This is a genomic window from Microbacterium sp. T32, assembly GCF_001619615.1.
Taxonomy (GTDB): domain Bacteria; phylum Actinomycetota; class Actinomycetes; order Actinomycetales; family Microbacteriaceae; genus Microbacterium.
Window position 1 is genome coordinate 52,510 of sequence record NZ_LQQP01000020.1, and the last position, 18,453, is coordinate 70,962.

General features: G+C 66.9%; 11 protein-coding genes and 1 pseudogene. 2 read left to right on the forward strand and 10 right to left on the reverse strand.

Going from position 1 to position 18,453, the window contains the following annotated elements; genetic code table 11:
• Positions 1-165 precede the first annotated feature (165 nt).
• Positions 166-360 (forward strand): annotated as a pseudogene (locus AVW09_RS18265) (DNA-binding response regulator); the annotation flags it as partial.
• A gap of 91 nt (positions 361-451) precedes the next feature.
• Here the strand turns inward: AVW09_RS18265 and AVW09_RS11870 are convergent.
• The 6 genes from AVW09_RS11870 to AVW09_RS11890 form a co-directional block, all read right to left on the reverse strand.
• Complete coding sequence (locus AVW09_RS11870) at positions 452-1,543, reverse strand: DNA cytosine methyltransferase (protein ID WP_063258272.1); 1,092 nt, start codon at positions 1,541-1,543, stop codon at positions 452-454.
• A 56-nt stretch (positions 1,544-1,599) separates the two neighbouring features.
• Complete coding sequence (locus tag AVW09_RS11875; protein WP_331709264.1) at positions 1,600-3,516, reverse strand: DUF1998 domain-containing protein; 1,917 nt, start codon at positions 3,514-3,516, stop codon at positions 1,600-1,602.
• Positions 3,413-4,216 carry a helicase-related protein gene (locus AVW09_RS18000; protein WP_197462622.1) on the reverse strand — a complete coding sequence of 268 codons (804 nt, stop codon included), beginning with the start codon at positions 4,214-4,216 and terminating at the stop codon, positions 3,413-3,415. The genes AVW09_RS11875 and AVW09_RS18000 overlap by 104 nt, the downstream gene beginning before the upstream one ends.
• Positions 4,217-4,321: 105 nt before the next feature.
• Entirely contained in the window at positions 4,322-6,604 is a 2,283-nt protein-coding gene (locus tag AVW09_RS11880) for a hypothetical protein (RefSeq protein ID WP_197462623.1), read from the reverse strand.
• Positions 6,601-8,112: a nuclease-related domain-containing DEAD/DEAH box helicase gene (locus AVW09_RS11885; RefSeq protein WP_197462624.1), complete on the reverse strand. Its 1,512-nt coding sequence runs from the start codon at positions 8,110-8,112 to the stop codon at positions 6,601-6,603. Before AVW09_RS11885 ends, AVW09_RS11880 begins: the two co-directional genes overlap by 4 nt.
• Before the next feature lie 104 nt (positions 8,113-8,216).
• The gene (locus tag AVW09_RS11890) at positions 8,217-12,878 is read right to left on the reverse strand and encodes a sacsin N-terminal ATP-binding-like domain-containing protein (protein ID WP_197462625.1); all 4,662 of its coding nucleotides are present in this window, start codon (positions 12,876-12,878) and stop codon (positions 8,217-8,219) included.
• A 75-nt stretch (positions 12,879-12,953) separates the two neighbouring features.
• Here AVW09_RS11890 and AVW09_RS11895 point away from each other — a divergent pair, with 75 nt between their 5' ends.
• Positions 12,954-13,358, forward strand: coding sequence for a very short patch repair endonuclease (locus AVW09_RS11895; protein ID WP_082822947.1), 405 nt, complete (start codon positions 12,954-12,956; stop codon positions 13,356-13,358).
• 134 nt (positions 13,359-13,492) lie between these two features.
• Here the strand turns inward: AVW09_RS11895 and AVW09_RS11900 are convergent, their stop codons facing one another.
• The 4 genes from AVW09_RS11900 to AVW09_RS11915 form a co-directional block, all read right to left on the reverse strand.
• Positions 13,493-13,876, reverse strand: a complete 384-nt coding sequence (locus AVW09_RS11900) for a DUF779 domain-containing protein (protein ID WP_063258275.1) — start codon at positions 13,874-13,876, stop codon at positions 13,493-13,495.
• A 374-nt stretch (positions 13,877-14,250) separates the two neighbouring features.
• On the reverse strand, positions 14,251-15,801 hold the full coding sequence (gene exaC / locus AVW09_RS11905; protein ID WP_063258276.1) for an acetaldehyde dehydrogenase ExaC: 1,551 nt from the start codon (positions 15,799-15,801) through the stop codon (positions 14,251-14,253).
• A 559-nt stretch (positions 15,802-16,360) separates the two neighbouring features.
• Positions 16,361-16,885, reverse strand: coding sequence for a hypothetical protein (locus AVW09_RS11910; RefSeq protein WP_063258277.1), 525 nt, complete (start codon positions 16,883-16,885; stop codon positions 16,361-16,363).
• Positions 16,886-16,913: 28 nt separating this feature from the next.
• Positions 16,914-18,221, reverse strand: a complete 1,308-nt coding sequence (locus AVW09_RS11915) for a GAF domain-containing protein (protein ID WP_022879845.1) — start codon at positions 18,219-18,221, stop codon at positions 16,914-16,916.
• Between the last annotated feature and the right edge of the window lie 232 nt (positions 18,222-18,453).

Sequence of the window (18,453 nt, forward strand, 5' to 3'; positions counted from 1 at the left end):
CCGACTGGTGTGGCCCCGAGTGCGGGACGCATACGGACACGCGTGGGACGCGCCAAGCTCAGCTGTCCAGGGCGGTCACGTCACTTAGCGTCCGGTTCGGTATCCGCACGGCCGTTGCAGGTTGGGCGGCCGCGAACCTGGCGCATTCCGCTTGGAGGTGACCTAGTGATCCGACTTCTCCTCGCCGAAGACCAGGCGCTCGTCCGCAGCGCCATCGCCGCCCTGCGCGGTCTAGAGCCCGAGATCGAGGTCGTCGCCCAGGTCGGCCGCGGCGACGAGGTGTTCGATGCTGCTCGCGCGTTCGAGGCGACGGTGGCGCGGCTCTGTGTCGAGACGCCCGGCATCGACGGCATCGCCGCGCGGCTTTGCATGGGTTCTAGGGGGACAGACTTCAACGCCGAGTCCCAGGATCACCAGGCTTTGAGAGCCTCCAGTACTTCTGTCCGCGAGATCAGAAGACGCTGGCAAGCAGCCGCCCGATCGCCGCACCGAGTGGGATCGGCACGGCGTTCCCTATCTGTCGGGCGATATCGGTACGGGAACCCACGAACCGGTGCCTTGAACCGAACCCTTGAAGCAGGGCTGCCTCATAGTGAGTAATCGCGCGATGCTCCTCGGGGTGAATGTACCGCCCCTTCTCCGGCTTGAAGAACTCGGTGCGGATCGTTACGGATGGACGGGCCCAGTGAAGCCGGCCCATCACATCGCCGGAACCCGTCTTATGCCTAGTCCAGCAGGCCGCCATGAGGTGCGGGTACGATTCAAGATCGCGGCGGTTCCCGCCCGCAGGGATCACGGCGAAGCGGTCCTTCGACAGTTGCGTGTAGTTCCGGCTCCAGTGGAGATCGCGAACGGCGAATGCCCCGGCGAACTTCTTGCCTCGGAACTCCGTGCTACGCGCGTCGAAGACGGCATCGCGGTCGGGGGTCCTTGGCACCGGGTCGAGTACATCCCTCACCGTGACCCAAGCTGGCAGATTGCTCTTGGGGTCTGCCGAGTGCGTCGGCACGAGCTCGCCTGGGAAGCCCAGATCGCGGTGATAGCCGATGATGACGGTCCGGCGACGAGTCTGGGCTGCTCCGAAGTCGGCAGCATTGTAGACCTTGGCCTTGAAGGCATACTCGGGCAGCATCCCGCCCTTCGCGGTAGCTTCCTCGAACAGGCGGAACTGCGGCGACTTCTTGAACTCGGCGACGTTCTCGACGATGAAGTACTTCGGCGCGGCCCGACGGATGGTCTGCGCGTACTCGCGCCAGAGGAAGTTCCGCTCGTCTTCAACGTCCTGCTTGCCGAGGCTCGAGAACCCCTGACAGGGCGGCCCGCCGATGATCACATCCGCACCCGGCACGTCGCCCTTGAGCCACTCCTTGATGTCACCCGCGAACACCAGGCCTCTTCCGTAGGTCGCCTCGTACGAAGCCGCCGCGGCAGCGTCCATCTCGACGGCAGCTACCGTTTTGAACCGATCCGAGGCGGCATGAAGCCCCGCGGTGAGGCCCCCGGCTCCTGCGAACAGGTCCAGAGCCTTGATCTCTTGGGTCACCCTGCGATCGTACGGAGCCGAAGGCGGCTCACCGCGCGGGCGCGCCGGCGCAACCATCAGGCCACTCCTAATGACGCCCGGACGGAGGGAAGCACGTCCGCGAGTAGTCCGCTGACCTCGCTGCCGCCAAGCACGAGCTGACGGTCGAGCAGCCGATTTCCCGTCTCGCAGGATGTCTCGCTGACGAGGGCACAGCCGTGGCATGCCGAGAGGTTTAGCTGGGATGATCCCTGGCGATCGCTCTCGATGCACACGGGGTCGTTCGAGCACACGTCGGCGTCGTCCAGTGCCGCAATGAGCAGGGGGATCAGCTGGTCTGGTTCACCGAGACGGACCAGCCCCCCGAGGGTTCCTTGCGCGTCGCCAGCCGCCGTGTAGATGAGGATGCCCGCCGTGTTGTCGGTCCGTTCCGTACTTGCGTAGATCCGTTCCTGTAGGGCCGCTGACGTGTAGCCGCTCGAGAACGCGAGCCGACGGATCAGCAGGTGGGCGATGGTGTGCAGCGCGATGAAGCGAGGCTCCGGCACGTCGAGACGCGAACGGGCCCATTCCAGCTGCTCACGCCGATCCATGAGGATGTGCGCGCGAGCCTGCACGTCGGGTAGGGACTCCCAAGCCCGCAGCGCATCCTCGTCGAACCGAAGGAAGATCCCCTCGCCGAACAGTTCCAGGGACGGATACACGGGGCGCTGCTTCGGATCCTGGCCCAGGTCTGCGCTGACGAAGGTCGCCGTCGGACTGTGCCTGCGGAATCCCTTCAGTGCGCGCACCTCGCGGACGCGATGCACCTGTCCGATCCCCGAGATCACACCTCGAAGCTCGGCCGGCCCGGACGTGATCGACCCTGCGGACCACCCGTCGACGACGAAGTCACTGAGCTCCCGATCCTTGCCTGCGACGATCTTTTGCACGAAGGCGGCCCATTCACCGTCCTTGAGCACATGCATCCCGGTCTCCTCGGATCGCTCGCCGCCTAGGGCCACAGCGAGGACCATTTCAGCGCCGACACCGAAATCCTCCGCGATCCAGCCCGCGATCGTCTCGGACTTCGGCCCGCCGTTGTCGTCGATCAGTCGCTGGAAGTAGTCGTGCGCCCGGACCTTGTCGATCAGCTCCTGCGACGCCGTCTTCTCCTCGGGGATGTCGAGCGCGGAAACGCGCTCGGCAATGTAGTTGCCGGTCGCGCCGCGCTGGACCGCGACGAGGTCCGCGTCGCACGGTTCAACCACCGAGTCATCAGGCTCCCACGGCTGACGTCCCTCGCATCGGATGCCGTCGCGGTGAAGCGCCCCCTCACCCACGAGCTCGGACAGCGGACGCGAACGCTTGCACCCGCCGCAAACGACTCGAAGAGAGGCTAGGCCCTCGCCACTCGTGTTCGAACGCACGAAGCGGAGCTCCTTGTACGCGCGACAGACGCGGACTTCCTCGGTCACGCCCCTGTCGTGCCCGCGGTGAGCCCACATGAACCAGGGCACGTCCTGGACGTGACTGCCCGTTCTGCAGACTGCGATGTACCGCATGGGCACGAGCAGGCCACCGCAGCCGCACCGGTTCCGGAAGCGCCCCTTGTCGATGGTTGTCAGCTTGGACAGCTTGAGGCATCGCTCGCAGAAGCGCCATGCCGGGAATCGCCAGTAAGGCAGGCTCGCGGTCTCCTGCCCGGCCCTCCCGGCATGCGACGGGGCCTGGCGGAGCACGGGACGGGGCCGTCCGGGCTCCACGAGCTGGTCGACGAGGCGGCTGCAGTGGATCTCAGTCGCCACCTTCCGGTCCCACCACGAGGTGTCGGGAGCGATGAGGGACTCCCCCCGGATGTCGACGATCGCCCCGACGCCGAACGGGGACACCGTCTCCGACAGACGGAGATCATGCCGGATCCTCTGCACGCTGCACCTCCCGCTCGGGCTCCTGCACCTCGACTGCGACATTCGGCTCGACGGACCGCATCGAGTCGCCGACCAGCCATTCATCGCCTGTCTGCCCGAAACGCTTCACCAGCGCTCGGTCCCCCGAGTGGCGGTGCTCGTATCGGAGTCTTTCGTTCGCCTCACGGGCCTCTCGCGCCTTCCGGTCCCACTCCCGGAGGAGCTGCCATACCTGATCGCCGACCGCGGACTGTTCGTCCTCCTCGGACTCCCCGACCAGGTCGAGGAAGCGCCCGATCAACGTCTCCACCGTGGCACGGAGGCGAGTGTCGGAGAGATCGAAGGCGCCGGCGTCATCGTCACCGGTGAGCACCGGCACGCCGTGCCGAAGCAGCGCGATCAGCGCACCGGCCAGCGAGCGATCGCGCGACGAGAGCGACCAGGGCGTGACGCTCGTCGGCTCGACACTCCGATACAGCGCGTCGTGGTACCCCCGGAAGGTCTCGAAATGTGACCGGTCACGAGCACGATTCGACCGGAACAGCGTCACCACGATGCCGCTCACCGATCCACGGCCAACTCGGCTCGTCGCCTGGATGTATTCCGCCGTCGTCTTCGGCTGTCCGACCATCAGCATCAGCGCGAGGCGCTGCACGTCGATCCCGACCGACAGCATGTTCGACGACAGCACCGCGTCCACCGCGTCATCGGACTGATCTGCGCTGAGGCGAAGCTGTCGTAGGTCCTTCGGCAGCTCTTCCGGCCCACGACGGCTCGTCAGCTCGATCACCCGGTCGGCGCGCACCGTCCTCAGCTCGAACCCCAGTCGGTCCGCGCGAGCTCCCAGTCTGCCGTTGATGTCGTCGAGGAGTAATGCTCCAGTACGCCCCAGCTCTCGGAGGCTGTTGTGCTAAATCACGAACGTCCAGTAGGGGTCGATGCGGTCGCCGATGAGATCCACGCCGATGAGGACCCCCGGCAGCTCGAGGAGCGGAGACGCCGCGGCCACCAGGGCGGTGGCCTGCGACACGCTCTGCGGCATCATCCCGGCGTACAGGCGCCCCTCGCCGCTAGCCACCGGGCTGGCGAAGAACGTCGTGTCACCGTCGATCCCGGCGGGCGGATAGAGCGCTACCTTCCGGCCGTACAGACCCTTCACCTGAGAATCAGACGCACGGATCGTCGCGGTCGAGGCGACGATCTTCGGCGTGGAGTCGGCATTGCTCAGCAGCAGTTGGATGACCGCGTCGAAGACCGCGACGCTCGTCCCGAGTGGACCGGACAGCAGGTGCAGCTCGTCCTGGATGACGAGCGACGGCTGCCGATACGGTGTGCCGATGCCAAGGAGTCGCCCGGCGGCATCCTTGAACTGGAGCCGGGCGAACTTGTCGACCGTGGCCAGCAGGAAGGTCGGCGGCTCTTCGTAGAGAAGCTCGTCGACGACGTTCAACGGGAGATCTCGGTGAGAGAACTCGCAGGCCGGGTCCACGCATCGGAAGACGACGTCGTTGCCGACTTGACGCGCCCCATACAGCCGGCGCGTGTCGTCCTTCTTGATTGGGACGAGTTCGGTCAGGCACCACGGACACTCCGTGATCTGGAATTCGTTCGCATCCTGCGGGTGTTGGGCCTTGTAGAGCCGGTCGAGAGCGTATTTCGCGTCGGCGCGGGTGCCCGGCGTCGCCTCGTTCCCGACCCAGAGGCCGATCGAGAACCTCGCCATCCCCTTCACCCGCTGGTCCGTCGCGCGGAGCAGCTCCATCGCACAGATCAGGGACCCGGCCCTCTGGAACTGTTGGGAAGTGAGCAGGCGCAGGGTGTAGCGAGTGATCACCGCCGTCCCTCCACCGGCTGAGCCGTGCCGGAGCCGACGCAGAAAGATGACGATGGCGGCGAGCGCCAGATACGCCTCGGTCTTGCCACCGCCTGTCGGGAACCAGATGAGGTCGACCAGTGATCGGTCAGGGTGGGCGTCGTCGACGCTCGAGGCGAGTGACACCAAGAGGAAGCCGAGCTGGAACGGGCGCCACGAAGGCGCCGGGTCCTCCTCGGCGCGACCGAGGGCTGCTTGACGCATCTGCAGGCGCATCGCCGACATGGCGAGTGCGAAGGCGGTTCGGAGCGCGACCGACTCCGGATCCGCGAGCGCATCGATCCCCTGCCGCATCCGAGTAGCCGTGATTCCCCCCCGTGCGGCGATCGACTCGGCCTCCGAACCAAGTTCCGACGCCTGCGCGCGCTGATCTGCGACCCACTCAGAGAAGGAATCGACAAACGACCCCAGTGCTTCCAGAACCGGTGGCGGCTCCGAGTCGATCGTCGCGAGGAAGGCGAGATCGAGCGCGGGTCGGGCGCTGTCGCCGAGCTTGTCACCGCCGGTCTGCTCGATCGCCGGTACGACGAAGTGCGGCACGGGGTCGAGCCTGATCCGGACGCAGTCACCCGCCTCGTTAGTCTCCCAGTCGGCGGCCATGCCGTGCCCGACCGCGAACACCTTGCGGCTCCGATACCGCAGACGCAGTTCGGCCGCCTCCGGATCGACGTCGATCGCCCGCGACACGTCGTACTCGAGGATCCGAGCGCCTTCCGCCGGACGGCCGGACAGATCGACCTGGAAGAGCATGAGCGGGATGTCGCTCCGGTCCTCGCCCGTCGTCTTCGTGCGAAGGCGGACATGGAGGGTGACGAGCCAGTTCGAGGCTCCGTAGGGCCGCCAGCGGGTACCGACCTCGAACGGGACACCGCCGGCGGACAGTTGCCGCAGCTGCGCCTTGCCTCGCACGAGCTCGACGTTGCGGAACTCGTGACCGGTGCGCTGCCATCGTTGCGGCCCGTCGTCATCGATCAGTGCGTAGGTGCCTGCAGAGAAATCGCACAGCACAGACTCGGAGTCGGTGACGAAGGAGATCGCGGCGGAAGACGGTCGCCAGTCCTCGGCGAGCGGATTCGTCGCATCGTCCTCTTCGACATCGCCCTCTTCCACATCGGCCATGACCAGCTGCTGCGGATCGCTCTGGCCGGCGGAGACATTGCCTTGTGGCGCGGCCTCGTCGTCGATCGGGAAGAGCATCCCAACCGCGTATTGCAACGACGGGCGGTTTTCGATGAGCACCTCGTCCTCGCCCTGCTCGGGCCCGACGTAGGCCGCTCGTAGATGATCGAGGGCGCGTTGTTGAGCTGGCGTGAGCGTCATGCCTTCACCTTCGACCTGCGCACCAGCGTCTGCAGCCGTCGACGATCGGTGTCCGTGTAGACGACGTGGAGGGTCACGCGAGCCCGCGAGACTGCGACATACAGCGCCGCGAGCGCAGAGTCCGAATACTCCGTCGGAAGTTCGCAGACGATGACATGTTCCGCTTCGAGTCCCTTCGCGACCCTGGGGCTGAGAACCCGGATTCCGTCGACGACTTCATCCAGCGACTCAGTCCCGGCAGCCGGAATGACCCAGATGCCGGCCGCCTTGACGCCGTCCTTCTTGAAGGACTTCGCGATCCGGATCGCCTGCACCCGCGACTCGCCCTCCGGCACGGTCTCCCATTGGATCCGCTCGCCGTTGACGATCCCTGGGTCGCCGACATCGGCGCCCAGGTACTCCTGGACCATGTGGACGATCGCCCGCGTGTTGCGGACGTTCTTGCTCAGGTCGTACTCGATACCTTCGGTTCGGACGATCCCGAACACGTCATCATCAAACCGGCCGTCGACTTGGGCCTGATTGTTCTGATCGAGGAACATCCTCCATCGACCCCGCTCCCGGCCGCCTGCGAGGACCCCGTCGAACACGTCCATCGCATCGGCGTACATTAAATCCTGCGCCTCGTCGACGAGCAGCACATCGAACCGGGAAGCAGGGTCGATGGAGTCGAACTCGCGCACCTCGATCGCTCTCCCGGCGAGCCGCGGCTCGAAGAACGTGCGAAGCCCCGGTGACCTGAACGTCACAAGAACGGACCGACCCGCCGCCGCCTCTTGCTTAGCGGCCTCGGCGAGGACCACCGACTTCCCCGTCCCGGCGCCGCCGAGCACAAGAATGCGCTGGTTCCTGGCCAAGCCGGCGAGCACCCGGGCCTGCTCGGCGGTCGCGACGTTCTGCTCGTCGATCACTGCCCCGCGCTGGGCATCGATGACGGGGAGTCGCGAGAACTCCCCGAAAAGGTCCTCCCGCAGCTCATCGACACGGGCCGTGGGCGCACCCCTGGGGGCATCCGGCGCCGACCGGGCCACGGCGTCGAGCGCGGAGGATAGCGCGTCCACGGTCATCGACTCCTTCGCCAGCCAATGCGTCGCCTTCCACGCAACATCCGCCGGCGGGTGGTCGATGTCCGGCGTGACGGCGATCGCCTCCGAGGGGAACCAGCCAAGCCCATCCTCTTTAAGGATGTTGCGAAGTGCGAACATCGCATCCCGCGCCTGGTCTATGGGCGACGATTTCAGCTTGTGGTTGTCGCCGTTCCTGTCGATCGTGTACCAGGCGCCCTCGAACCTCTTCACGCCGCCGCCCTTGACCTCCGCAACGATCGCAACCCCTTTCCAGAGGATGACGAAGTCGGCCTCGGCCATCTGTTTGCCGGGCGCCGTCCGCAGCTTGACCGAATAGAAAGCGACCGCTTCGGCACTCGGCACGGCATGTAGCAGACGCGCCAGCTTTCGCTCGGCGTCGCTCTCCGCGGTGCGCTCGATGTCCTGCAGGTCGGGGCTCAAGATCACGACTTCTGCTCCTGCCACAGCTCCTCGTACTCGCGGAATCCGAGCAAGCCGTTGATGTCGTCGCTGCCGAAGTTGTCGGCCATATCGACGATCAGGCACTACTCCTTGCCGCCGTTCTTCGGCCCGCGGAGACCACGGCCGGCCATCTGGATGTAAGCGTTCGGGCTGAACGTCGGGCGCGCGATGTACAGCGCGGTCACGCCGGGCGCGTCGAAGCCCTGCGTCAGGAGGTCGCAGTTGGCGAGTACCTGAATCTCGCCGTCCTTGAAGCGCTTGATCACGTCGCGTCGCTCCTGCCGACCAGTCTGCCCGCTCACCGACGCCGCTTCGATGCCGCGGTATCGCAGCGTGGCGGCGAGCACCTGCGCCGACAAGACGTTCGGCGTGAACACCAGGACGGATCGCCCGCGCTCGGCTCCCAGATCCTTGATGCTCTCGACGAGAATGCCCATTCGGGCGTGGTCAGCGGCGACGCGATCGAGCACCTGAACACTGACGCGGTTAGTTCTCATCGCCTCGCGGGCTTCGTCCTCCGACAGCCGCACTCTTGCACCTTGGAGAATGTCGTGTTTCACACGCGCGAGTACGCCGCGCGCGACGAGCTCCTGGTATGAGTTCTCCTTGAACGCTGTGAGCTTCGTCCGTCCGAATCGAGCGGCGAGCTGATCAGTAGCTTGAGCCGACGTCCCCTTGAACGGGGTCGCCGACAGGCCGATCAGTGGTCGCTCGAAACTCCGCCCGTCGACACCCAGCCACGAAAGTATGCGCGTGTACCTGGTCGACGTGCCCGCGACGTGTCCCTCATCGACAAACACCGCCGCGGCCTTGCTCAGCCACTCGTACTCAGCACTCCCGAGGATCACTTCGAGTTTCGCGTCCGTGGCGACCACCACGCTGAGGTCGGTGTCCGGCTCCTGGACGTCGTTACTCTCCCAGAGCCTGCCGACCGTAAGCGGCATATCAACCCGTTGCTCGGTGCAGAGCCCCCGCCAGACCTCACTGAACGTCTGCACCGCCTGCTCGCACAATTCCTGCGACTGCGCGATCCAGAGCACTGGCCCGCGCAAAGCACCGTCGATGAATAGCTGAAGAATCGTCTGCGTCGCGACACGAGTCTTTCCGGCTCCAGTAGGCAGCTCGACCATCGCCTTGGCCCGGCGGTTCCCTTCACCGACTTCGAGCAACGTCGACCGGAGCTCCGCACTGATGCGCTGCTGGTAGTCGTGAAGCTCAGGCAAGATCGTGGCTCCAGGTACGACGAACTCCGCGTCCTGACGCCTCGTGCGCTGCCCCCCGAACTCCGACCCAAACCCCATCCTGCGAAGCCAGGTGATCGTCGCGGCTCCACCGGCCCACTGGGTCGGTACGTCTGGGAAGCCCTCCCTGCGGAACAGATCCGCGAGCTCACGAATCGTGTCCTTGCCGTACACAGAGAGGCACAGCTCAGCGACAGAAGTACTCTTCGAGACGAGACCCTGGGCTTCCAGCCCTTGCCAGAGACCCTTGGGAAGCTTCTCCCGCAGATCGTCCTCGCCGAAGTACGCCTCGAGACGCGCGTTGTCGGTCGACGCGGCCAGCGCATCCTGTCGCATCAGCTCGAGGTGGTGGTCGAGTCCGACCTTCAGCACGCGCTCGACGTCGGCGTTGTTGAGGCCGAGATCGAACGCTACATTCGCCGCCCGCAGCGTCGACTTCTCGTCGAGCGTCGTCACGACCACGAAGTTCACGCCGTCTCGATACGAGTCGAGCGACTGGGGCTCGACGCCGTCCTCCGTTGTCACCCACTTCGCGACCGACTCGGCCCTCGACAGCGTCGCGCTGCCCAGGTCCTCCCTGCTGGACCAGCCACGGAGCCCGGGGAACACATCGAGTAGACGCTCGGCGTCCTGTTGCCCGTCGATCCGAATCGAGAACGCGAAGCTGTCCTCGAAGCGCTTGCAGCCGACCTCAGCGACAAGCCGTTCGGCCTGAGACTCCGTCGCCTTCAGATACGGCCGTTGGTGCAGCGCCAGATAGCCGCGCTGCTCCTCATCGGTCGCCACGTACACGGTGCCGGTAGGCCGTGACTCGAGCACTCGTCCGACCCGCGCCGGGACGCGAGGAGGCGGGCTGTCCGGGTAGGCGAGCGGTGCGGTCTCGAGGATGAATCGAACAAGCAGTGCGTCGTCGAACTGCGCTGGGAGCAGATCGACGGCGAGCGCATCGCGAAGCACGTCCGCCGGTATCAGCGCCAGCTCCTGCGGCAGACGGAGTGTGTCGGCGACGGCTCGTGGCCCTTCGTAGAGCGGGAGCAGATCGCGATAATCCGCGAGGGACGGCGCGACCGCCTCGGTGATCGGTCTGAACCCGCGCGTCGTGCGGAGCAGACCTGCTCTTTCCACAGCCCAGCGGACCGGTGACTTGACCCGGTACGAGGCGCCGGTCGCCATGTCCTCGCAGTCCCATGGCGCATCGCCGAACTCGAGGAGTCCCCGGGTCCACGACTCTCGCAACTGGTCGGACGCCTCCGCCTGCTGCAGCAGGAGCAGAGCTGAAAACGGCCCAGCGGAGTGACCCTGGCTCGGGTAGAGAGTGATCCGTTCGATCGGACGGTCGCCGGGCGTTAGTCGGCTGTTGAGATCCGCGAGAACCCAGTCCTGATACTCGTCCGCCGCCGCCTCGTCTTCGAACGAATATTCGCGGACGGGCGCGTTGACGACGCCCAGGCCGTGGGCGAGCGCTGAGACGCCCCGCTGTCGGTCGAATAGGAGACCTGCGTCGGCCGCCGGCAGCTCGCCGTCGACGTCCAGGACTTGCTGCGGCCAGCGCCAACCCCCGTCGCGCGTCGGCACCAGCACCTGCGCGGCCGGGTTGGCCCGGACCGCGGTGAGCGCATCCCGAGTACTGACACCGAGTGCTGCGTCCCAAAACTTCTCCTGCATCTCAGGAGTGGCCGCGCTCGTAAGCTTCGCGAGTCGGGCGATGAGAATCGCGACCGGGTCAAGATCGCGGAAGCCCACGGAACGGAGCACCTTCTCCATGCCCGGGTACACCAGGAACTCCGGAACCACAAACACTGCGCCTTCAATGTCGAGGTCGTCCGCCTTCGAGAGGAACACGAGCGAGCGGTCCGCGAGCGAGCGCAGTCCGTCAGTCGTAGGGATGACCCGAGCCTTTTCGGCCTCCTCCGCCCCGCGATTACCCATAACGACCTTCAGGGCGTTCGCCGCAGACTCAGTATCTTTCCCCTCGGCCCACTCGCGGAGCCAGGACTGGATGCCACGCCTCGGCACGAGTTCCAGTGCGCGCTTCATGTCGCGCCCGTCTTCGTCGAACTTCCGAGGGTCCACGCTCACCGCGAACAGCTGACGAAGACGGGCGATGCGTTGAGTCGAGCTGTAGCACCGCCAATGCGGTATGTCCGCACCCGTGTTTGGCGATGCACTCCATGCCTCGTGGGCGATCTCCGGAATCTTCCATTCGCAGGTCAGATCCAGCGGCCTCAACTCCCCGGGGGTGCGGAGCACGCCGGTCCCGTCCGGGACCAGCGAAGCCGCGACGGCAATAGGCGGCACGAGCGCACAGAGCACCTCGTCGCCGAAGTAGATCGCTTCGCGACCGCGCGCCGGGAGATAGTCGAGCTGCGCTGCCGGATCCTCGGCCGTACTGACCTTCGGAAGCAGTTCGACGAACAACTCGGCGAGCGTCGCGAGAATCTCGCGGTTGTAGCCGTTCCGCAGCAGGGTGGTGCGGTCGTCGTTCACGCTCCACGGGGCGTTGAAGAACGCGGTCGCCGATGTGCGGTCCTGCAGCGGGAAGTAGCTCCAGAACTGACCGATCTGGGTTCCAGCGTCGCCAGCCTCAACGTTGGCACGCCGAGGCCTGACAGGCATCGCCACGCTGACCTTGATCTGGTCGCGCGAAACGGCCTCACCCACCTCCCGCCGAGCGGCTGGGCTCGGGGCGTGCATGCGGTCACTCACGAGCCATTCGTCGCCCGTCGCGTCCGGGCGTTCAATCGCGAATCGACCGCCCCCGAGATCTTTGGAGACATGGCTCGTGGCGAAGCCCTTTTCGCCGAGCACCGAGAGTCGGATCTCACGCACGGCGCTTACGAAAAGTAGGAACTCCGAGGAGAACGTCTCCATCTCGTGGCGGAGTCGGTCGATGTTCTCGATGCCCGGCAACCGAATGATCGTGGTCGCCCAAGATGTGAGTTCGCGCGCAATGGGGTCGGAGCTGAACAACTCGCCCGCATCCAGCAGGGTCGCGGTGCGGAGAACAGGGAGTCGCCTATCGGCAGATCCGACACCCTTGATGGCCGCCTGCGCCTTTGCCGAGTTGAACTCGAACGAAACGGAGCGGCTCAAAACCTGCGGAGAATCGGTCACGGCCAGCACAGACTTGAACCCTAGGCCGAACCGTCCGATCTCGTCGCCGCGCTTCCCACTAAGGTGAGCGTGCGTGATCGCGACGAGTCCGGTCCTCGAGAACGGCCGACCCGAGTTGGCGCAATACAGCACCTTCGCCGCGGGATCGAGCACGATCTCGACTCGACCCAACGCCGAATCGCCGGTCGTTCCGGCCATCGCATCCGCCGCGTTCTGCACGAGCTCCAGAAGCGTGCGGTTCGCGTACCCGCCGGTACGGATTGATTCCTCGTGGTTGGCATGCTCCGTGATCAGCGTCGGCTTCGCGGTGTACGCACTGATCGCACTCTCGAACTGCTCGTCTATCTCGGCGACGAGCGAACCGTCCGGCACCCATGACGCTGTCGTCATCGCTCCCCCTGATTGCACCCCAGAACCGACAATATCGGTACCGGCCGACCTTTGGCTCCGCCATAACCTTCTGGCATGTCATGGGCCACCAGCGAGGGCTCGCGCCGCTCTATGCAGAGGAACCGCGGGCGAGACACGTCACCCGAACTTGCAGTCCGCCGACTGCTGCACGCCGCCGGACTCCGCTATCGGGTCGACTTCGCACCGCTCGGCGGTCGCCGTCGTGCGGACATTGTCTTCACGCGGAAGCGCCTCGCCGTCTTCATCGACGGTTGCTTCTGGCACGGCTGCCCGATCCACGCGACCCGGCCGAAGGCAAATGCCGACTACTGGGGGCCGAAGCTCGACCGGAATGTCGAGCGCGACCTGGAGACGACCGCTTCACTGGAGTCGGCGGGCTGGGCCGTGCTCCGCTTCTGGGAACACGAGGCTCCGACGGAGGTGGCGGAAACGATCGGTAAGGCCGTCCGATCGAACTAAGCGCATCCGCCACGGGGTGAGCGTGCGGGGCCGCCTCAGCGGAGCAGCTGGAGCCGTCGTGCGGATCGACGGCAGTCGCCGACTTGGCCGCGACGTCCTCCCGATCAGGTCATCCACTCGCGAACCCGCCCCACCTACACCCCCACCCCGAACGCCACCGCCTCCTCCTCGGTCAGCATCCGCGACCGAATCAGGAACCGCATCCCCGTCGGCCCCTCGACCGAGAACCCCGCGCCGCGGCCCGGCACGACGTCGATCGTGAGGTGCGTGAACTTCCAGTACTCGAACTGCGACTCCGACATGTAGACCTCGATCGGGTCGTCGAGGCCGACATGGATGTCACCGAGGTGCACGTCGCTCGGGCCGGTGAGGAACATCCCCACCGGGTAACACATGGGGGAACTGCCGTCGCAGCAGCCACCGGACTGATGGAACATCAGCGGGCCGTGCTTCGCCGTCAGCTCGCGCAGCAGCGCGGCCGCGGCATCCGTCACGTCCACGCGGGAGAGTTCTGGCATCCGTTCTTCTCCATTCCTGAATAGCGCGTCCCACTATGTGCGGGAAATCGACGCTCGATCTGCACCCAGTGGGACACGCCCCACAACCACCCGCAGCCGCGTCCCACTAAGTGCAGATTCAGCCGGTGCAACTCGCACCAAGTGGGACACGCCGCCGCAGCCACCCAAAGGCGCGTCCCACAAAGTGCAGATCCAGCCCGTCGAACCCCTACAAAGTGGGACACGCACCACAGCCGACCCACCCAAAAGGGTGTGACCCCCGGGGAGAGCATCCCGGGGGTCACCGAGCGCCGGCGACCCGCCGCCCCGACGCTCCGTCCGCAACGGCGCCAAGACGCTGCCGGCCGCAGCGCCCTGGTGCCGACAGCGCCGGCTTAGAAGAAGCCCATCGCGCCTTCGGCGTACGACACAAGCAGGTTCTTCGTCTGCTGGTAGTGGTCGAGCATCTTGAGGTGGTTCTCGCGGCCGATGCCCGACTGCTTGTACCCGCCGAACGCGGCGTGCGCCGGGTACTGGTGGTACGTGTTGGTCCAGACGCGTCCGGCCTCGATGGCGCGACCGGCGCGGTAGGCGGTGTCGCCGCTGCGGCTCCACACGCCGGCGCCGAGGCCGTAGAGGGTGTCGTTCGCGATCGAGATCGCGTCGTCGAAGTCGTCGAACGACGTGACCGAGAGGACCGGGCCGAAGATCTCCTCCTGGAAGATCCGCATGTCGTTCGTGCCCTCGAACACCGTCGGCTGGACGTAGTAGCCGCCCGACAGCTCACCGCCGAGGTCGACTCGCTCACCGCCGGTGAGCAGCTTCGCGCCGCCGGCCTTGCCGATCTCGATGTACGACAGGATCTTCTCGAGCTGGTCGTTCGAGGCCTGCGCGCCGATCATCGTCTCAGGGTCGAGCGGGTTGCCCTGCTTCACCTTGCCGACGCGCGCGAGGCCGTCGCCGAGGAACTGGTCGTAGATCGATCGCTGGATCAGCGCGCGCGACGGGCACGTGCACACTTCACCCTGGTTCAGCGCGAAGAGCGTGAAACCCTCGAGCGCCTTGTCGTAGTAAGCGTCGTCGGTCGCGCGGGCCACGTCCTCGAAGAAGAGGTTCGGGCTCTTGCCCCCGAGCTCGAGCGTCACCGGGATGAGGTTCTGCGACGCGTACTGCATGATCAGGCGGCCGGTGGTGGTCTCACCCGTGAAGGCGACCTTGCGGATCCGCTTGTGCTGCGCCAGCGGCGCCCCCGCCTCGATGCCGAAGCCGTTGACGATGTTCACGACACCGGCCGGCAGCAGGTCGCCGATGATGTCGAACAGGAACAGCAGGGATGCCGGAGTCTGCTCGGCCGGCTTGATCACGACGCAGTTGCCCGCGGCGAGCGCCGGGGCGAGCTTCCACGCGGCCATGAGGATCGGGAAGTTCCACGGGATGATCTGCCCCACCACACCGAGCGGCTCGTTGAAGTGGTACGCGACGGTGTTCTCGTCGAGCTGGCTGAGTGATCCCTCCTGCGCCCGCAGCACGCCGGCGAAGTAGCGGAAGTGGTCGACGGTCAGGGGAATGTCCGCGGCGAGCGTCTCGCGCACCGGCTTGCCGTTCTCCCACGTCTCGGCGACGGCGATCTTCTCGAGGTTCTGCTCGATGCGGTCGGCGATCTTGTTCAGGATGACGCTGCGCTCGGCGGGCGTGGTCTTCTTCCACGACGCGAACGCCTTCCAGGCGGCATCCACTGCTCGATCGATGTCGGCGGCGTCGCCGCGGGCGACCTCGCAGAACGGCTTCCCGGTGACGGGGGTGATGTCTTCGAAGTACTCGCCGCTCTGCGGCTCGACCCACTCCCCGCCGATGTAGTGCCCGTACCGCTCGCGATACTGGGCGACGGCCCCGCGCGAACCGGGGGCGGCGTAGACGCTGGAAACGCCTTCTTCGACGATGGTCATGCGTGTCTCCTTCGACGGTCATGAGACGCCGCGACGGCTTCGGGCGGCGATGCGCCGAACGTACGCCGGGGCACGTTGCATCGGGTTGCAACGTCCGCGGAGGTGCGCGGCGCGAAGTTCGCAGAATCCCCCGTACTTCGCAGATTGCGGCGCGAATCCTGCGAGATCCGCGGGATACTGCGAACTCCGGGCAGCTCCAGCGCCGACACCGCGGCTAGGCAGAGCCGATGGATGCCAACACGCCGATGCCCCAGCAGGCGCCCCAACTCGCAGAATCCCCCGTACTTCGCAGATTCCGGCGCGAATCCTGCGAGATCCGCACGATTCTGCGAACTTCAGCCAGCCGCAGCGCCGACACCGCGGCTAGGCAGAACCAATGGATGCCAACACGCCGGTGCTCCAGCAGGCGCCCCAACTCGCAGAATCCCCCGTACTTCGCAAATTCCGGCGCGAATCCTGCGAGATCCGCGGGATTCTGCGAACTTCGGCCAGCGGCCTCACCACGCGGGAGTAGAACACCGGATGCCACGACCCCCAGGCCGTGGCATCCCCTCACGCCCTACGCGTCGGCGTCGACGAGCACCGACCGCAGCGGCGGGACGTTGACCTCGTGCAGGTCGACGTCATCGAGGCGCTCGATGCTCACCACGCGCGGGGCGATCACGCGGTCATCGGCCACGATCCAGCTGCCGACGAGGAGGAAGCGGTCGTTGCCGGCGGTGATCGGACCCGTGACGGCGAACGTCGCGGCGGTCGGGGTGACGAACGTCACGCGGACGGGCGTGCCGTGGGGGAGGGTCGAGGGATCGACGACGTCGGCGGACAGCGCCGGCTCGGGCGACGGGATGCCGAGATCGATGCGCTGGATCTCGGCGCTCGTCGCGAGTATCACGTCACCGACGAGCGGCTGCCCGCCCACACCGATCCGGACGGTGCCCTCGATCGCGTACAGGCCGTAACGCGGCGACCGCACCAGCACGCGGGCGATGTCACCCGCCTTCACCTCGGCGACGGCTTCACGGATGCGCCCCACATCGCGTCGGGCGCGAGCTGCCGAGAAGATGTCGAGCGTCGATTCGTCCATGGATTCAGCGTAACCAGGGCCTCCGACATCAGTCCCGTTCGAGGCGCTCGATCCGCGAGACGAGACCGGCGCGCTTGGGCGACCGGGCGGGCAGCATCTCCAGGCACAGCCGCAGCACCTCGACGTCGTCGCGCCCGTCGGACGTATCGGCGTACGCGAGCAGCACGTCGAGCCCGGCTTCTTCGACGAGCGCTTCGCGCAGCGCCTGGCGCACCGACTCCCGCACCTCGGCCACCCCGGGCGCCACCGAGTCCGGCAGCACCGGCCCGCGATAGGCGGCGAGTGCGACGCGGTGCGCCCCGCGATCGAGCAGCGACAGCACCTGCTGGGCGTCGGTTTCGAGGCCGTCGGGCAGACGGTACGGGCGGGATGCCGGGACCAGGGCCGGGGCGAGGGGCTCCAGCACCTTTCGCAGCCGCACCATCTCGGGGCGCAGCGTCTCGGTCGCGGGGTGGCCGTACACGGCCTCGCTCAGGGCCTCGGCCGACATGCCCTCGCGGTGCACGGCGAGGAGCAGCAGGATCTCGGCGTGCCGCGCGCCGAGCTCCACCACCGTCTCGCCCGACTCGCCGGTCACCTCCAGCAGCGCCCGATCCCGCCCGAGGATCCGCAGCAGCGCGCGCGTCCCGGGGGAGCGGCGCGGTCGACGCGGCGGGGGATCCTGCTGCGCACGGAGCCGCCCGACGAGGATCTCGCTCTCGATCGCGCGGGCCGTGGCATCCACGAGCAATTGGGCCTGCGGGGTCACGGCCTCGGGTCCGCCCGTGACGTCGATCATGCCGAGCAGCCGCCGCGTCTCGGGATCGTGCACGGGCGCCGCGGTGCACGACCACGGCTGCACGAAGCGGTTGAAGTGCTCGGCGCCGCGGATCTGCACCGACCGGTCGAGGGTCAGCGCCGTCCCGGGGGCGGAGGTGCCGACGACCTCCTCCGACCAGTTCGCGCCCGCGACGAAGCCCATGTCTCCGGTGCGCGTGCGGAGGTGCCGGTCGCCCTCGACCCAGAGCAGGCGCCCGGCCGCATCGCCGACGGCGACGACCACGCCGGAGTCCTCCGCCGACCCCGGCAGCAGCAGCGCCCGGACCATGTCCATCACCCCGGCGAGCGGGTGCGCGCGGCGATACGCCTCGAGTTCCTCCGACACGAGGTCGACCGTCGGCAGCCCCTCCGGACCGACGAGGGATGCCAGCGACCGCCGCCACGAATCCCGCACCAGCGGCCGCACGTCGCCGAGTCGGCGATCCTCGTTGCCGGCGAGCAACTCGTCGTGGGCGCGCGCGATGATCAACCCCGAGGTCTCGGGGGACACGGTCGGACGCGACCACGGAGAAGGCACCGAACTCCCATCGACGATGACGGAGGTGCGTCCAGTGTAGGTGCGCGAACGCGCGGGTGGGAGGGTTCCCAGCGGGATGCCAGACGCCCGGCGCCGCGCGACGGGTTCGGGTGCGTGATCCGTGGCCCCGGGGCCACGCAGAACGCCCCGGGGCCACCTCGCACGCCCCGCGACGACAGGCGCCCCGAACCACCGCGCGGCGTGTCGGTCCCGGCATCCAGAAATCCATTCA

Coding starts and splice junctions, on each gene's coding strand:
- AVW09_RS11875 (WP_331709264.1), bottom strand. CDS start 3,516: ATGAATGGCTGGTCGGCGACTCGATGCGGTCCGTCGAGCCGAATGTCG.
- AVW09_RS11880 (WP_197462623.1), bottom strand. CDS start 6,604: ATGACGCTCACGCCAGCTCAACAACGCGCCCTCGATCATCTACGAGCG.
- AVW09_RS11890 (WP_197462625.1), bottom strand. CDS start 12,878: ATGACGACAGCGTCATGGGTGCCGGACGGTTCGCTCGTCGCCGAGATA.
- AVW09_RS11895 (WP_082822947.1), top strand. CDS start 12,954: ATGTCATGGGCCACCAGCGAGGGCTCGCGCCGCTCTATGCAGAGGAAC.
- AVW09_RS11900 (WP_063258275.1), bottom strand. CDS start 13,876: ATGCCAGAACTCTCCCGCGTGGACGTGACGGATGCCGCGGCCGCGCTG.
- exaC (WP_063258276.1), bottom strand. CDS start 15,801: ATGACCATCGTCGAAGAAGGCGTTTCCAGCGTCTACGCCGCCCCCGGT.
- AVW09_RS11910 (WP_063258277.1), bottom strand. CDS start 16,885: ATGGACGAATCGACGCTCGACATCTTCTCGGCAGCTCGCGCCCGACGC.